The organism is Streptomyces misionensis, from assembly GCF_007896895.1.
Lineage (GTDB): Bacteria > Actinomycetota > Actinomycetes > Streptomycetales > Streptomycetaceae > Streptomyces > Streptomyces misionensis_A.
Map to the genome: position 1 here is coordinate 1 of NZ_VOGW01000112.1, position 14825 is coordinate 14825.

A 14825-nucleotide genomic window follows, 5' to 3' on the forward strand; every position below is an offset into this window, starting at 1 on the left:
CCGGGGCACCGGTGGGCGCGGACCACTGGCCGGCCGCCGGCTGCTCCTTGGACCACTGCGCGCCTGGGCCCTGCGGCTGCGCGCCCGGCTGCGGCGCGGGCGCGCCGGAGCCGGTTCCGGAGTGGTCGGCCGGGGCGGACGCGCCGGGTTCCCGTCCCTCGGGCGTCGGGTCGGATCCGGGCGAGGCCCAGCCCGGAGTGTCAGTCATCGATGCTCCTTCTCGGTGCCCGTCCGCGGTCGCGGCGGCAGGTTGGCAGACATCGTGCCATGGGTCGGTCAAGGCGGGAGCGCGCGAGGTGGAGGCTGGATGCCTTCTGTTGTCCGCGGTGTCCGGGGCAGACTGACGGCATGGCTGATCATCAGGCACGAAGCGGCGGGGACGAACGGCCGTCCGGAATACCGGCGATCCGATGGGAGGAACCACCCGAAGGTCCCGTACTGGTCCTTCTCGACCAGACGAGGCTTCCCGTGGAAGAGGTCGAGTTGGTGTGCACGGACGCGCCGGCGCTGGTGGAGGCGATCCGTTCGCTCGCCGTGCGCGGCGCGCCGCTGCTCGGGATCGCGGGGGCGTACGGTGTCGCGCTCGCCGCCGCGCGCGGCTTCGACGTGCCCGAGGCGGCGCAGGCGTTGGAGGCCGCCCGGCCGACCGCGGTGAACCTGTCCGTCGGGGTGCGCCGGGCCCTGGCCGCGCACGAGGCCGAGCTGGCCAGGAGCGGTGAGCCGGCCGCGGCGGCCGGGGCGGCGCTGGCGGCGGCGCGGGCGCTGCACCGGGAGGACGCCGAGGCCAGCGCCCGGATGGCGGCCCACGGTCTGGCGCTGCTGGACGGGCTGCTGCCCGGCGGCGGCCACCGGGTCCTGACCCACTGCAACACCGGGGCGCTGGTCTCGGGCGGTGAGGGCACGGCCTTCGCGGTGGCGCTCGCGGCGCACCGTGAGGGGCGGCTGCGGCGGCTGTGGGTGGACGAGACGCGTCCGCTGCTCCAGGGCGCGCGGCTGACGGCGTACGAGGCGGCCCGTAACGGGATGGCGTACACCCTGCTCACCGACAACGCGGCGGGTTCCCTGTTCGCGGCGGGCGAGGTGGACGCGGTGCTGATCGGGGCGGACCGGATCGCGGCGGACGGCTCGGTGGCGAACAAGGTGGGGAGCTATCCGCTCGCCGTGCTCGCGCGCCACCACCAGGTGCCGTTCATCGTGGTGGCGCCGCTGACCACGGTCGACATGGCCACTGCGGACGGGGCGGCCATCGAGGTCGAGCAGCGGGCCGGCTTCGAGGTGACGGAGGTGATGGCACCGCAGGCACAGGTGGCGGGGGCCGGCGGCGGGATTCCGGTGGCGCCGCTGGGGACGCAGGCGTACAACCCGGCGTTCGACGTGACGCCGCCCGAGCTGGTGACGGCCATCGTCACCGAGGAGGGCGTCGTGTCGCCCGTGACCAGGGAGGCGCTCGCGGGGATGTGTGCGGCGGCGACCGGCTGACCGGCGTGCGGCGCCGGGCCCGGCCCGGCGCCGCGGTACGCCTCGTGAGACGGCCGGGGGCAGACAGTGACGGCCCCGTACGACTATCGTCACCGGCCAGTGACCTCGCTCACCAGCGCCTCTGTCACTGTTACGAGAATGGGATGATGTCGTTTATGAAGGGACGAGTCCTTGTCGTCGACGACGACACCGCACTGGCCGAGATGCTCGGCATCGTGCTGCGTGGTGAAGGTTTTGAGCCGTCTTTCGTAGCCGACGGCGACAAGGCGCTGGCCGCGTTCCGTGAGAGCAAGCCCGATCTGGTCCTGCTCGACCTGATGCTGCCCGGGCGGGACGGCATCGAGGTGTGCCGGCTGATCCGGGCGGAGTCCGGAGTGCCGATCGTCATGCTCACGGCCAAGAGCGACACGGTCGATGTCGTGGTGGGCCTGGAGTCGGGCGCGGACGACTACATCGTCAAGCCGTTCAAGCCGAAGGAGCTGGTGGCGCGGATCCGGGCGCGGCTGCGGCGGTCCGAGGAGCCGGCGCCGGAGCAGCTGACCATCGGTGACCTGGTCATCGACGTGGCCGGGCACTCGGTGAAGCGGGACGGGCAGTCGATCGCGCTGACCCCGCTGGAGTTCGACCTGCTGGTCGCGCTCGCCCGCAAGCCGTGGCAGGTCTTCACGCGCGAGGTGCTGCTCGAACAGGTGTGGGGTTACCGCCACGCCGCCGACACCCGCCTTGTCAACGTGCATGTACAGCGGCTGCGCTCCAAGGTCGAGAAGGACCCTGAGCGGCCGGAGATCGTGGTGACCGTCCGTGGTGTCGGTTACAAGGCCGGACCGAGCTGACATGTCCGGGGACAGTGCCGCTTCGGATTCCGGCATGCCCGGGGACCGTCCCAAGCGGCCTGTCGGCCGGACGGCGGCGGGCCCGCGCGTCAGGCGGCTCTTCGCGGGCGGGCTGTTGCAGGGCGGGGTGCAGGGCAGCCCGGTCCTGCGGCTCTTCCTGCGCTGGGTGCGCCGGCCGCTGCTGCCGGTGATGCGGCTGTGGCGGCGCAACATCCAGCTCAGGGTCGTCGCCACCACCTTGGTGATGTCGCTGGGCGTGGTCCTGCTGCTCGGCTTCGTGGTGATCGGACAGGTGCGCAACGGCCTGCTGGACGCGAAGGTACGGGCCTCGCAGAGCCAGGCCACGGGCGGTTTCGCGGTGGCCAAACAGCGGGCCGACGAGGCGTCCGGCACCAACGGCACGGGCGCGGACACCGCGCCCGCCACCGCCGACGGAAGCACGGACGGCACCGCGGGGGCGGACGGACGGCCGACGCAGAACGTCATCCAGTGGATGAGCGACCTCGTGGAGTCGCTGTCCAGCGGTGGCGCGGGCGCCTTCGACGTGGTGACGCTGCCCGTCGGCGACGACAGCGGCGGTGGCCGCAGCCCGCGCGGCTCCGGGAACGTCAACCCGACCTCCAGTGTCCCCGCCGATCTGCGCGACCGGGTCAACAGCGGGACGACGGCCGCCCAGAGCTACACCCGGATCGTCTACTCCAACGGCAAGGACTCCCAGCCCGCGCTGGTCATCGGCAAGCAGGTCAACGACCCCAACGGGCGGCCGTACGAGCTGTACTACCTCTTCCCGCTCACGCAGGAGGAGAAGTCGCTGAGCCTGGTCAAGGGCACCCTGGCGACCGCCGGGCTGTTCGTGGTCGTCCTGCTCGGCGCCATCGCCTGGCTGGTGGTGCGGCAGGTCGTCACGCCGGTGCGGATGGCGGCCGGGATCGCGGAGCGGCTGTCGGCCGGGCGGCTCCAGGAGCGGATGAAGGTCACCGGCGAGGACGACATCGCGCGCCTGGGCGAGGCCTTCAACAAGATGGCGCAGAACCTCCAGGGCAAGATCCAGCAGCTGGAGGACCTCTCGCGCATGCAGCGCCGGTTCGTCTCGGACGTCTCCCACGAGCTGCGCACCCCGCTGACCACCGTGCGCATGGCCGCCGATGTCATCCACGAGGCGCGCGCGGACTTCGACCCGGTGACCGCACGCTCCGCCGAGCTGCTCGCCGACCAGCTGGACCGGTTCGAGTCGCTGCTCGCCGACCTGCTGGAGATCAGCCGCTTCGACGCGGGCGCGGCGGCGCTGGAGGCCGAGCCGATCGACCTCAGGGAGGTCGTGCGGCGCGTGGTCGGCGGCGCCGAGCCGCTCGCCGAGCGCAAGGGCACGCGGATACGGGTGGTCGGTGATCAGCAGCCCGTGGTCGCCGAGGCCGACGCCCGACGGGTGGAGCGGGTCCTGCGCAATCTCGTCGTCAACGCCGTCGAGCACGGCGAGGGCAAGGACGTCGTCGTCAAGATGGCCGCGGCCGGCGGAGCGGTCGCCGTCGCGGTGCGCGACTACGGCGTCGGGCTCAAGCCGGGCGAGGCGACCCGGGTGTTCAGCCGCTTCTGGCGGGCCGACCCGGCGCGCGCACGCACCACGGGCGGCACCGGCCTCGGGCTGTCGATCGCCCTGGAGGACGCGCGGCTGCACGGCGGCTGGCTCCAGGCCTGGGGAGAGCCGGGCGGTGGCTCGCAGTTCCGGCTGACGCTGCCCCGGACCGCGGACGAGCCGCTGCGGGGCTCGCCGATACCGCTGGAGCCCAAGGACTCGCGCCGCAACCGGGGCCCGGACGGGTCGGCTGCGGCCCGTGCGGGGCAGGAGAAGCGGGCGACCGTTCCGGCGCAGCAGGGCGGCGGCCACGCGCCCGCGCTGCCGCCGCGCGGCCCCGTCACGCCAGCCGCCGACCCGACCGCCCTGCCGGGCAACGGCAACGGGGCGCGCGTGGTGCCCCGGCCCGGACGACCTGATCCCGTACGGCCTGATCACGGGGGACCTGATCAGGTAGGGACCGATATCGCACGTCCCGAATCCGAACGACCGGGGACCCGGACGGGACCGGAGGACTCGACCGAGCCAGGGGAGGCATTTCGTGGGCGCTGACCGCGAGGGGGGCGCCCGGCGGCGGCCATGGCGCGCGGCGGCGTACACCGCCCTGGGGGTGGTCCTGCTGGCGGGGTGCGCCTCCATGCCCGACAGCGGTGACCTGCGGGACGTGGAGTCCACGCCCCGGCAGGACACCGGGGTGCGCGTGTTCGCCATGCCACCGGCCGACGACGCCACCCCGGGGGAGATCATGCAGGGCTTCCTGGAGGCGCTGACCAGCGATGATCCGGCGTACGACACGGCGCGCAAGTATCTGACGACCGACGCCGCGCGCACCTGGCGGCCGGAGCGGTCGGCCACCGTCCTCGCGAACGGGCCGAGCATCGAGACCGACTGCCGTGCGGGCAACCGCGAGGCGACCAACAGCATCACCTGCGTGCTCACCGGCAGCCGGGTCGCCACGGTCGACGCCCGGCAGGCGTACCAGCCCGCCGGCGGCACCTATCGCAAGAAGGTGCACCTCGCGCGGGACGCCAAGACCGGGCAGTGGCGTATCGACGAGCTGCCCGACGGCGTGGTCATGGGCAAATCGGACTTCCAGCGCAACTACACGTCCGTCGACAAGTACTACTTCGCCTCCGGCACGTCGGTCGGGGAGGCCGGGGAACCGGTCGCGGTCGCCGATCCGGTGTTCGTGCGCAGCAAGGTCGACCCGATGACGCAGATGGTCGGCTCGCTGCTGAACGGACCGACCAGCTGGCTGAGCCCGGTGGTCCGCTCCAGCTTCCCGACCGGTACGGCCCTCCAGAAGGGCGTGTCCGGGCTGGCGCCGGACGACCAGAACCGGCTGACGGTGCCCCTGAACCTCAAGGAGTCCCAGGTCACCGCCACCAAGTGCGAGGAGATGGCGACCCAGGTGCTGTTCACGCTGCGGAACCTGGCACCGACTCTGGAGTCCGTCGAGCTTCAGGGGATCGGCGGCCACCGGCTGTGCGACCTGACCGAGGAGCGCGCCGAGTCCGCCGCCTGGCACGGGTCGGCGAAGCGGCCCGAATACCTGTACTACGTCGACGGCAAGCGCCGGCTGGTGCGGATGCCGACCGGGAGCACCGGCACCGGCTCCGTGCCGGTGCCGGGCGCGCTCGGCGAGGGCGACAGGACGCTCCAGTCGGTGGCGGTCTCACGGGACGAGCACAGCGTGGCCGCGGTCGACGACGACGGGGCGTCGCTGCACGTCACGTCGCTGACGTCGGACAGCACACTCGGCAACGCGCTGGTCACCAGCAAGGGCGCGACCCCCGACGAGCGGCTGACCACCCCGAGCTGGGACGCCCGCGGCGACCTGTGGGTGGCCGACCGCGACCGCGGTGCCCCGGCGCTGTACGTCGTGGAGCACGGTGTCACCAGGGCGGAGAAGGTCGCCGTGCCGGACCTGCCCGGCGACATCAAGGACGTCCGGGTGGCCGCCGACGGCGTGCGCGTCGCGCTGGTCGTGGAGAAGGACGGCAAGCAGTCCCTGCTGATCGGCCGGATCGAGCGCGACGACCGGACCGGCGAGGCTCCCTCGGTGGTCGAACTCCGCTCCGCCGCGCCCGACTTGGAGCAGGTAAGCGCCCTGACCTGGGCCGGGGACAGCAGACTGCTGGTGGTCGGCCAGGAGCAGGGCGGCGTGCAGCAGATGCGGTACGTGCAGGTCGACGGCGCCACCCTGGACGGTCCCGCGCCCGGCGCGCTGCCCGGGGTCAAGGCGATCACCGCGTCCGAGGACGACCGGGTGCCGCTGGTGGCCTACTCGGACGACGGGATCGTACGGCTGCCGACCGGCGCGCAGTGGCAGAAGGTCGACAAGGACGGGACGGCACCGGTCTATCCCGGCTGAGCACCGGGCCCGCTTCTGCCGCCGCAGACCCAGCGGATTCCCGCAGGCCCACGCTTGTTCCCGCAGGACCGGCTTGTTCCCGCAGGTCCAGGCTTGTCGCCGCCGGTCCGTGCGGGTTGTCCACAGGCCGTTGTCCACAGGGGTGGTGGGCCCGCTTCGGCCTTGGCACAGTGGTGGCCATGCGGAGGTGGTGGCAGGACCTCACCGACCTGGTGCTGCCGACCGACTGCGCGGGCTGCGGGGCAGTTCGTACGACGCTCTGCCCGCGGTGCCGGACCGCGCTGGCCGGGGGCGCGCCCAGGCGGGTGCGGCCGCTGCCGGAGCCGTCCGGGCTGCCGGTGGTGTACGCGTCGGCGCCGTACGCGGAGGCCGTGCGGGCACTCCTCCTCGCGCACAAGGAGCGGGGCGCGCTGGCGCTCACCGGAGCGCTGGGCGCGGCTCTGGCGGGGGCCGTGCGGGCGGGCCTCGGCGGGCCGGCCGACGCTTTCGGGACGGTGGTGCTCGTGCCCGTGCCCTCCGCCCGGTGGGCCGTGCGGGCGCGGGGGCACGACCCGGTGCGGCGGATGGCGCTCGCGGCGGCCGGCGAGCTGCGGCGCACCGGGACCCCGGCCCGAGTGGCTGCGGTGCTGCGCCAGCGCAGGTCCGTGGCGGACCAGGCGGGGCTGGACGCGCGGCGGCGCCTGGAGAACCTCGCGGGCGCGCTCAAGGTGGTGGCGGGCGGTGAGCGGCTGCTCGCCGGCGGCGCGGTGGTGCTGGTCGACGACCTCGTCACCACGGGGGCCACGCTCGCGGAGGCGGCGCGGGCCCTGCGGGAGGGGACGGTCTTCGCCCGGGAGAGGGGAAATAGGGGCTCGAGGCCCGTGTACGAGAACGCAACTCGGGAAGGAAGGGAAGAACGACGAGCCGGAACGCGACCGGAGAAGGGGAAGCGGGTGCACGGTGCAGTGAAAAACGCGGTGGTGAACGCCCTCGGCGCGCCCTCGTACGCGGCTGTGATCGCCGCTCCGCGGGCCACCTTCGAAATAGCCGGGAACTGACCGCCTACCGGCATCGTTGCAGGTACTGAGAGGGCCAATGCACCTGAACGGAGGTACGCCGCGGTAGAGGGTGACGACATCCGTCCGGGCGAGATATGTTCGGTTGTGAGGAAAGGCGCAGGCCACACCTCTTATATCCGAATGCCGCGCTGCGGGTTTTTGCAAATCACCCGCGCCGGTGGGCTGGAGATCCCGCCCATGGGGGAGGAGGAGGTGGACGTCACCGAGTCCGAGGTCCGGTACTCACCGGGCCTGGTGCGAAAGGGAGATGCTCCGCCGAAGCAGCGGAGCGATCCGGGAACGGAGTTCTGCGTGGACATCGTCGTCAAGGGCCGCAAGACCGAGGTACCCGAGCGGTTCCGCAAGCACGTGGCCGACAAGCTGAAGCTGGAGAAGATCCAGAAGCTCGACGGCAAGGTGATCAGCCTCGACGTCGAGGTGTCCAAGGAGCCCAACCCCCGACAGGCCAACCGCTGCGACCGAGTGGAGATCACGCTCCGCTCCCGTGGCCCGGTGATCCGGGCCGAGGCGGCGGCCAGCGACCCGTACGCGGCACTCGACCTGGCGGCGGAGAAGCTGGAGGCACGGCTGCGCAAGCAGCACGACAAGCGGTTCTCGCGCCGTGGCGCCCGACGGATCTCGGCGGCAGAGGTTCCCGACCACGTCCCGGGTGCGGCGACGCTGAACGGAAACGGCCTCCCCGTGGGGGAGGAAGAGACGGACGGAGTGCCGACCAAGAAGATCGGCCCGCTGGAGGTCAAGGGTGAAGGTCCCCTGGTCGTCCGCGAGAAGACCCACGTCGCCTCCCCGATGAGCCTGGACCAGGCCCTCTACGAGATGGAACTGGTCGGCCACGACTTCTACTTGTTCGTCGACTCCGAGACGAAGGAGCCGAGCGTCGTCTACCGGCGCCACGCCTACGACTACGGCGTGATCCACCTCAGCACCGACCCGATGGTCGCCGAGGCGCAGCCCCCCGCGGCAGGGGGCACGCTGGGCGGCTGACCGCCCGGGTCGAAGCCGAACCGGTGCCCCTGGAGCGCTCGTGCGCCCCCGGGGCACCAGTGTGCGACCAGTTCGCGCCGCGCACGGCGCCTCGGTGCCGTCCCGGCATGAAATCATGGCCGCAAGGGCCCAACCGGTGGGCCGCTGCCTTGGGTTGGCGATGGCACGGGACCACACAGGCCACAGCCTTCAGGGGGAGGAACGATGGCGGACACCTTCGGACCGATGCGGAACGAGGAGGCCGACGACACCGACGACGGTGTACTCGGCACGGCCCCCGACGGGGGCCCTCCACGCGGGGAACCGATCAGAGTCCTGGTGGTGGACGACCACGCCCTGTTCCGGCGCGGACTGGAGATCGTGCTCGCGGCCGAGGAGGACATCCAGGTCGTCGGTGAGGCGGGGGACGGCTCCGAGGCCGTGGACAAGGCGGCCGATCTGCTGCCGGACATCGTGCTGATGGACGTCCGGATGCCCCGGCGCGGAGGAATCGAGGCGTGCACCTCCATCAAGGAGGTCGCCCCCAGCGCGAAGATCATCATGCTGACGATCAGCGACGAGGAGGCCGACCTCTACGACGCGATCAAGGCGGGTGCGACGGGATATCTGCTCAAGGAGATCTCCACCGACGAGGTGGCCACCGCCATTCGCGCGGTCGCCGACGGCCAGTCGCAGATCAGCCCGTCCATGGCGTCGAAACTCCTCACCGAGTTCAAGTCGATGATCCAGCGCACCGACGAGCGCCGGCTGGTGCCCGCGCCCCGGTTGACGGACCGTGAGCTGGAAGTCCTCAAACTCGTCGCCACGGGCATGAACAACCGGGATATCGCCAAGGAGTTGTTCATCTCCGAGAACACGGTGAAGAATCACGTCCGCAATATCCTGGAGAAGCTCCAGCTGCACTCCCGGATGGAGGCCGTGGTCTACGCGATGCGGGAGAAGATCCTGGAGATCCGCTGACCGCCCGGCACCGAGGCTTCACCCGACGGCGCGCGCGAGTTCCGCGGCGAGCGGACCGCGCAGGGCGGGCGGGTCCACCCGCTCCACCCGGACGTCGGTGCAGTCCACCCAGGTCGCGGCCTCGACCAGAGCCTGGGCGACCGCCGGGACCGCCTTGGGGCCGTCCAGGGTGACCTGCCGGGCGACCAGGGTGCGGCCCTCCCGGGCCGGGTCGACACGCCCGACCAGCCGGCCGCCCGCGAGCACCGGCATCGCGAAATAGCCGTACACCCGCTTGGGCTTGGGGACGTACGCCTCCAGGCGGTGGGTGAAGCCGAAGATCCGTTCCGTGCGCGCCCGTTCCCAGACCAGCGAGTCGAACGGGGACAGCAGGGTGGTGCGGTGGCGGCCGCGCGGCGGTGCCGCCAGGGCCGCCGGATCCGCCCAGGCCGGCTTCCCCCAGCCCTCGACCTCGACCGGCACCAGACCCGAGTCCGCGATCACCGCGTCCACCTGCTCGCCCTTGAGCCGGTGGTAGTCGGCGATGTCCGCGCGAGTGCCGACGCCCAGGGACTCACCGGCCAGCCGGACCAGGCGGCGCAGGCACTCGGCGTCGTCCAGCTCGTCGTGCAGCAGTTCCGCGGGGACGGCGCGTTCGGCGAGGTCGTACACCCGCTTCCAGCCGCGCCGCTCGACGCACACCACCTCGCCGTACATCAGCGCCCGTTCCACCGCGACCTTGGTGCCGGACCAGTCCCACCACTCGCTGGTGCGCTTGGCGCCGCCCAGCTCGGTCGCGGTCAGCGGGCCTTCGACGCGCAGCTGCTTGACGACCTGTTCGTAGGTGCCGTCGGGCAGTTCGTGGTTCCAGTGCGGGCGGTTGCGGTAGGCGCGGCGGCGGAAGGCGAAGTGCGGCCACTCCTCGACGGGCAGGATGCAGGCCGCGTGCGACCAGTACTCGAAAGCGTGCGCGTCCTTCCAGTAGGCGTTCTCGACCGCCTTGCGGCCGACCGCGCCGAGGCGGGCGTACGGCACGAGTTCATGCGACCGGGCCAGGACGGAGATGGTGTCGAGCTGGACCGCGCCGAGATGGCGCAGCACCCCCCGGACCCCGGCCCGCCGGTCGGGCGCGCCGAGCAGGCCCTGGGCCCGCAGGGCCATGCGGCGGGCGTCGTCCGCGGTGAGCGTGGTGGTCGGGCGCGGCAGGGTCGTCATGTCTGCGGACGATAGACGCCCGCACTGACAACGCGCACCGGCCCGCGGTCATCTCCCCGGCCCCGGCAGGTACGGGGCGGTGGACGGCAGCCCGAGGTCCGAGGGGAGCAGGGAGCCGACCCAGCAGTCCCGCCGCACCCCCTTGTTGCTGATCGCGGAGCGCAGGGTGCCCTCCAGGGTGAAGCCCGCGCGCTCGGCCACCGCGCGCGAGGCGTGGTTGCCGATCTCGGCGCGCCACTCCACACGGTCGACGCCCCGTTCGGTGAAGATCCAGCGGCAGGCGGTGAGCGCGGCCTCCGTGACATAGCCGCGGCCGCGGTGCTCCTTGGTGCCCCAGAAACCGATCTCGGCCGCGGCCGGCGCGTGCATCGTGAGGCTGAGCATGCCGGCCAGCTCGCCGCCGGCGAGGAAGATCCCGAAGGTGAACATCGAATCGAGGGCCCAGCCGTCCGGGACCATCTCGTGCGTGAAGCCGTGGGCGTGTTCCGGCAGGTACGGGGACGGGATCGTGGTCCAGCGCCGGATCTCGGCGTCCTGGGCGGCCGCGTACACCGCGTCGGTGTCCTCGGGGCCGACGGAGCGCAGTCGGAGCCGACCGGTGGTGAGCGTGACGGGTTCCATCGGCCGATTCTGCTCGTATCGCCCGGCAAGGGCCATCGTTTTCCGCGATCCGTGAGCACGCGATCACATTTCGCACAATTCCCCGCGCGGATGCGGCACTATCCGGATACCCCGTCCGTTGTCCCGGATGAAGCAGTGGCCGGGACGCCGGGCCCTCCCGGCGCGGCCGGGTCCTCGCATACGATGGCCGTTGCTCAGTACGTCACATGGAAAACCGACCGTCCCAGGCCCGACCGGCAAGGAGACCAGCCCCCGTGTCCGTCCTCTCGAAGATCATGCGTGCAGGCGAAGGCAAGATCCTGCGCAAGCTGCACCGCATCGCGGACCAGGTCAACTCCATCGAAGAGGACTTCGTCGACCTCTCCGACGCCGAGCTGCGGGCCCTCACCGATGAGTACAAGCAGCGGTACGCCGACGGTGAGAGCCTGGACGACCTGCTCCCCGAGGCGTTCGCCACCGTCCGCGAGGCCGCCAAGCGCGTCCTGGGCCAGCGTCACTACGACGTGCAGCTGATGGGCGGCGCCGCGCTGCACCTCGGCTACGTGGCCGAGATGAAGACCGGTGAGGGCAAGACGCTCGTCGGCACCCTGCCCGCGTACCTGAACGCGCTGTCCGGCGACGGCGTGCACATCGTCACGGTCAACGACTACCTGGCCGAGCGCGACTCCGAGATGATGGGGCGCGTCCACAAGTTCCTGGGCCTCGACGTCGGCGTGATCCTCGCCAACATGACGCCGGCCCAGCGCCGCGAGCAGTACAACTGCGACATCACCTACGGCACGAACAACGAGTTCGGCTTCGACTACCTGCGCGACAACATGGCGTGGTCGAAGGACGAGCTGGTGCAGCGCGGCCACAACTTCGCCATCGTGGACGAGGTCGACTCCATCCTGGTGGACGAGGCGCGTACGCCGCTGATCATCTCCGGCCCGGCCGACCAGGCCACCAAGTGGTACGGCGACTTCGCCAAGCTGGTCCTGCGCCTGAAGAAGGGCGAGGCGGGCAACCCGCTCAAGGGTGTCGAGGAGACCGGCGACTACGACGTCGACGAGAAGAAGCGCACGGTCGCGATCCACGAGTCCGGTGTCAGCAAGGTCGAGGACTGGCTGGGCATCGACAACCTCTACGAGTCGGTGAACACCCCGCTCGTCGGCTACCTGAACAACGCCATCAAGGCGAAGGAACTGTTCAAGAAGGACAAGGACTACGTCGTCATCGACGGCGAGGTCATGATCGTCGACGAGCACACCGGCCGTATCCTCGCCGGCCGCCGCTACAACGAGGGCATGCACCAGGCGATCGAGGCGAAGGAAGGGGTGGAGATCAAGGACGAGAACCAGACGCTCGCCACCATCACCCTGCAGAACTTCTTCCGCCTCTACAAGAAGCTCTCCGGCATGACCGGTACGGCGATGACCGAGGCCGCCGAGTTCCACCAGATCTACAAGCTCGGCGTGGTCCCCATCCCGACCAACAGGCCGATGATCCGCAAGGACCAGTCGGACCTGATCTACCGCACCGAGGTGGCCAAGTTCGAGGCGGTCGTCGACGACATCGCCGAGAAGCACGAGAAGGGCCAGCCGATCCTCGTCGGCACCACCTCCGTCGAGAAGTCCGAGTACCTCTCGCAGCAGCTCAGCAAGCGCGGCATCCAGCACGAGGTGCTGAACGCCAAGCACCACGAGCGCGAGGCGTCGATCGTCGCCCAGGCCGGCCGCAAGGGCGCCGTGACGGTCGCCACCAACATGGCCGGCCGTGGTACGGACATCAAGCTCGGCGGCAACCCCGAGGACCTCGCCGAGGCGGAGCTGCGCCAGCGCGGCCTCGACCCCGAGGAGCACATCGAGGAGTGGGCCGCGGCGCTGCCCGCCGCCCTGGAGAAGGCCGAGCAGGCCGTCAAGGCGGAGAAGGAGGAGGTCGAGGAGCTCGGCGGCCTCTACGTCCTCGGCACCGAGCGGCACGAGTCGCGGCGCATCGACAACCAGCTGCGCGGTCGTTCCGGCCGTCAGGGCGACCCCGGCGAGTCCCGCTTCTACCTCTCCCTCGGTGACGACCTGATGCGCCTGTTCAAGGCCCAGATGGTCGAGCGCGTGATGTCCATGGCGAACGTGCCGGACGACGTGCCGATCGAGAACAAGATGGTCACCCGCGCGATCGCCTCCGCGCAGTCGCAGGTCGAGCAGCAGAACTTCGAGACCCGTAAGAACGTCCTGAAGTACGACGAGGTGCTCAACCGGCAGCGCGAGGTCATCTACGGCGAGCGCCGGCGCGTGCTGGAGGGCGAGGACCTGCACGAGCAGATCCAGCACTTCATGGACGACACCATCGACGCGTACGTCGCCGCGGAGACCGCCGAGGGCTTCCCCGAGGACTGGGACCTGGACCGGCTGTGGGGCGCCTTCAGGCAGCTCTACCCGGTGAAGATCACCATCGAGGAGCTGGAGGACGCGGCCGGTGACCGGGCCGGTCTGACCGCCGAGTTCATCTCGGAGTCCATCAAGGAGGACATCCACGAGCAGTACGAGGCCCGCGAGACGCAGCTCGGCTCCGAGATCATGCGGGAGCTGGAGCGGCGGGTCGTGCTGTCGGTCCTCGACCGCAAGTGGCGCGAGCACCTCTACGAGATGGACTACCTCCAGGAGGGCATCGGCCTGCGCGCGATGGCGCAGAAGGACCCGCTGGTCGAGTACCAGCGCGAGGGCTTCGACATGTTCACCGCGATGATGGAGGGCATCAAGGAGGAGTCCGTCGGCTACCTGTTCAACCTGGAGGTCCAGGTCGAGCAGCAGGTCGAGGAGGTGCCGGTCGAGGAGGCCGCGCCGGTCGGCGAGGGCGTCCAGGACGCGGTGCCGGCGCAGGCGGGCGCGGGCCGTCCCGAGATCCGCGCCAAGGGACTCGACGTTCCCCAGCGGCGGGACCTGCACTTCTCCGCGCCCACGGTGGACGGCGAGGGCGGCATCGTCGAGCGCGACCTGGAGGACGACGGCCCGGTGCGCTCGGAGTCGGACGGGCTGACCCGGGCGGAGCGCCGTAAGCAGGCGAAGGGCGGGCGGCGTCGCAAGAAGTGACGCGCACCGCGTGAGAAGGACGTGACGCGCACCGCCTGACAAGGGCCGGGTTCCTCGGGGACCCGGCCCTTGTCGCGTGCCGTCGCAGGCGTGGCGCACCGGAGCTGGTGCTGCGACCGGAAAGGTTCACCGGCAAACCCTCCCGGCCACAGCACTAGGAGGTGGCCGGCCGGCCGCCGGGGCCGGTCTCCACGGCGGTGCAGCGCCAGCGCAGGTCCTGGCCGAGTTCCAGCCGGAAGGCCAGGGCGCGGAGCTGGTCGCCCGCGGCGATGCGGGCGAAGACCTCCAGGGCGCCCTCGCCGGCGACGTAGTAGCCGATGTCCCGGACGACCGGGCGGGTGCCGCGGGCGCGCAGCGGACCGCGGGCGGCGAGGCGGGCCAGGTCGTCGTAGGCGCGGCCGGCCGTGTGGCGGAGCATCCAGTGCACGGGGCGCTGGCCGCTCAGGACGGCCAGCAGACGGTCCGCGAAGACATCGGTGGGGCGAGAGCGCCCAGCGGCCTCACCGGGGGCCGTGCGGGGCGGCTGCGGGGGTGCCGGGCGCCGCGCGGGGCGGTCGCGATGACGTACGCCCAGCCGGGGCCCGGCACGCACACCAGCCGCAGGTCCACGACGGGGAAAGAGCAGAGCGGTCCCGAGCCCATGAAGGGGACATTAGGCGCGATCGGCCGGCAAGGGCTCCC

General features: G+C 71.5%; 10 protein-coding genes and 2 pseudogenes. 8 read left to right on the plus strand and 4 right to left on the minus strand.

Features of this window, described 5'->3' with window-relative positions; translation table 11 throughout:
* Window positions 1-208, minus strand: a pseudogene (locus tag FRZ03_RS19660) (hypothetical protein); the annotation flags it as partial.
* A 140-nt stretch (window positions 209-348) separates the two neighbouring features.
* On the opposite strand from FRZ03_RS19660, the gene mtnA reads away from it, so the two are divergent.
* The 7 genes from mtnA (at window position 349) to FRZ03_RS19695 (ending at window position 9261) form a co-directional block, all read left to right on the plus strand.
* Window positions 349-1479 carry an S-methyl-5-thioribose-1-phosphate isomerase gene (gene mtnA / locus FRZ03_RS19665; RefSeq protein WP_146466483.1) on the plus strand — a complete coding sequence of 377 codons (1131 nt, stop codon included), beginning with the start codon at window positions 349-351 and terminating at the stop codon, window positions 1477-1479.
* A gap of 143 nt (window positions 1480-1622) precedes the next feature.
* Window positions 1623-2312: a two-component system response regulator MtrA gene (gene mtrA, locus FRZ03_RS19670; RefSeq protein ID WP_187279108.1), complete on the plus strand. Its 690-nt coding sequence runs from the start codon at window positions 1623-1625 to the stop codon at window positions 2310-2312.
* 1 nt (window position 2313) lies between these two features.
* Complete coding sequence (mtrB, locus tag FRZ03_RS19675) at window positions 2314-4437, plus strand: MtrAB system histidine kinase MtrB (protein ID WP_186785508.1); 2124 nt, start codon at window positions 2314-2316, stop codon at window positions 4435-4437.
* Window positions 4427-6259 (plus strand): LpqB family beta-propeller domain-containing protein, encoded by a 1833-nt coding sequence (locus FRZ03_RS19680; protein WP_186785509.1) that lies wholly within the window; start codon window positions 4427-4429, stop codon window positions 6257-6259. The genes mtrB and FRZ03_RS19680 overlap by 11 nt, the downstream gene beginning before the upstream one ends.
* Window positions 6260-6438: 179 nt before the next feature.
* A complete protein-coding gene (locus FRZ03_RS19685; RefSeq protein WP_146466484.1) occupies window positions 6439-7296 on the plus strand; it encodes a ComF family protein in 858 nt (285 codons plus the stop codon).
* A gap of 312 nt (window positions 7297-7608) precedes the next feature.
* The gene (gene hpf, locus FRZ03_RS19690) at window positions 7609-8301 is read left to right on the plus strand and encodes a ribosome hibernation-promoting factor, HPF/YfiA family (protein WP_146466491.1); all 693 of its coding nucleotides are present in this window, start codon (window positions 7609-7611) and stop codon (window positions 8299-8301) included.
* 204 nt (window positions 8302-8505) lie between these two features.
* Entirely contained in the window at window positions 8506-9261 is a 756-nt protein-coding gene (locus FRZ03_RS19695; RefSeq protein ID WP_146466485.1) for a response regulator, read from the plus strand.
* A gap of 18 nt (window positions 9262-9279) precedes the next feature.
* Here the strand turns inward: FRZ03_RS19695 and FRZ03_RS19700 are convergent, their stop codons facing one another.
* Together FRZ03_RS19700 and FRZ03_RS19705 are read right to left on the minus strand one after the other, a co-directional pair.
* Entirely contained in the window at window positions 9280-10455 is a 1176-nt protein-coding gene (locus FRZ03_RS19700; protein ID WP_146466486.1) for a winged helix-turn-helix domain-containing protein, read from the minus strand.
* 48 nt (window positions 10456-10503) lie between these two features.
* Window positions 10504-11076, minus strand: coding sequence for a GNAT family N-acetyltransferase (locus FRZ03_RS19705; RefSeq protein ID WP_146466487.1), 573 nt, complete (start codon window positions 11074-11076; stop codon window positions 10504-10506).
* 254 nt (window positions 11077-11330) lie between these two features.
* Here FRZ03_RS19705 and secA point away from each other — a divergent pair, with 254 nt between their 5' ends.
* The gene (secA, locus tag FRZ03_RS19710) at window positions 11331-14144 is read left to right on the plus strand and encodes a preprotein translocase subunit SecA (protein ID WP_146466488.1); all 2814 of its coding nucleotides are present in this window, start codon (window positions 11331-11333) and stop codon (window positions 14142-14144) included.
* A 154-nt stretch (window positions 14145-14298) separates the two neighbouring features.
* On the opposite strand, the pseudogene FRZ03_RS19715 reads toward secA, so the two are convergent.
* Window positions 14299-14754: pseudogene (locus FRZ03_RS19715) on the minus strand (Rv3235 family protein); the annotation flags it as partial.
* Between the last annotated feature and the right edge of the window lie 71 nt (window positions 14755-14825).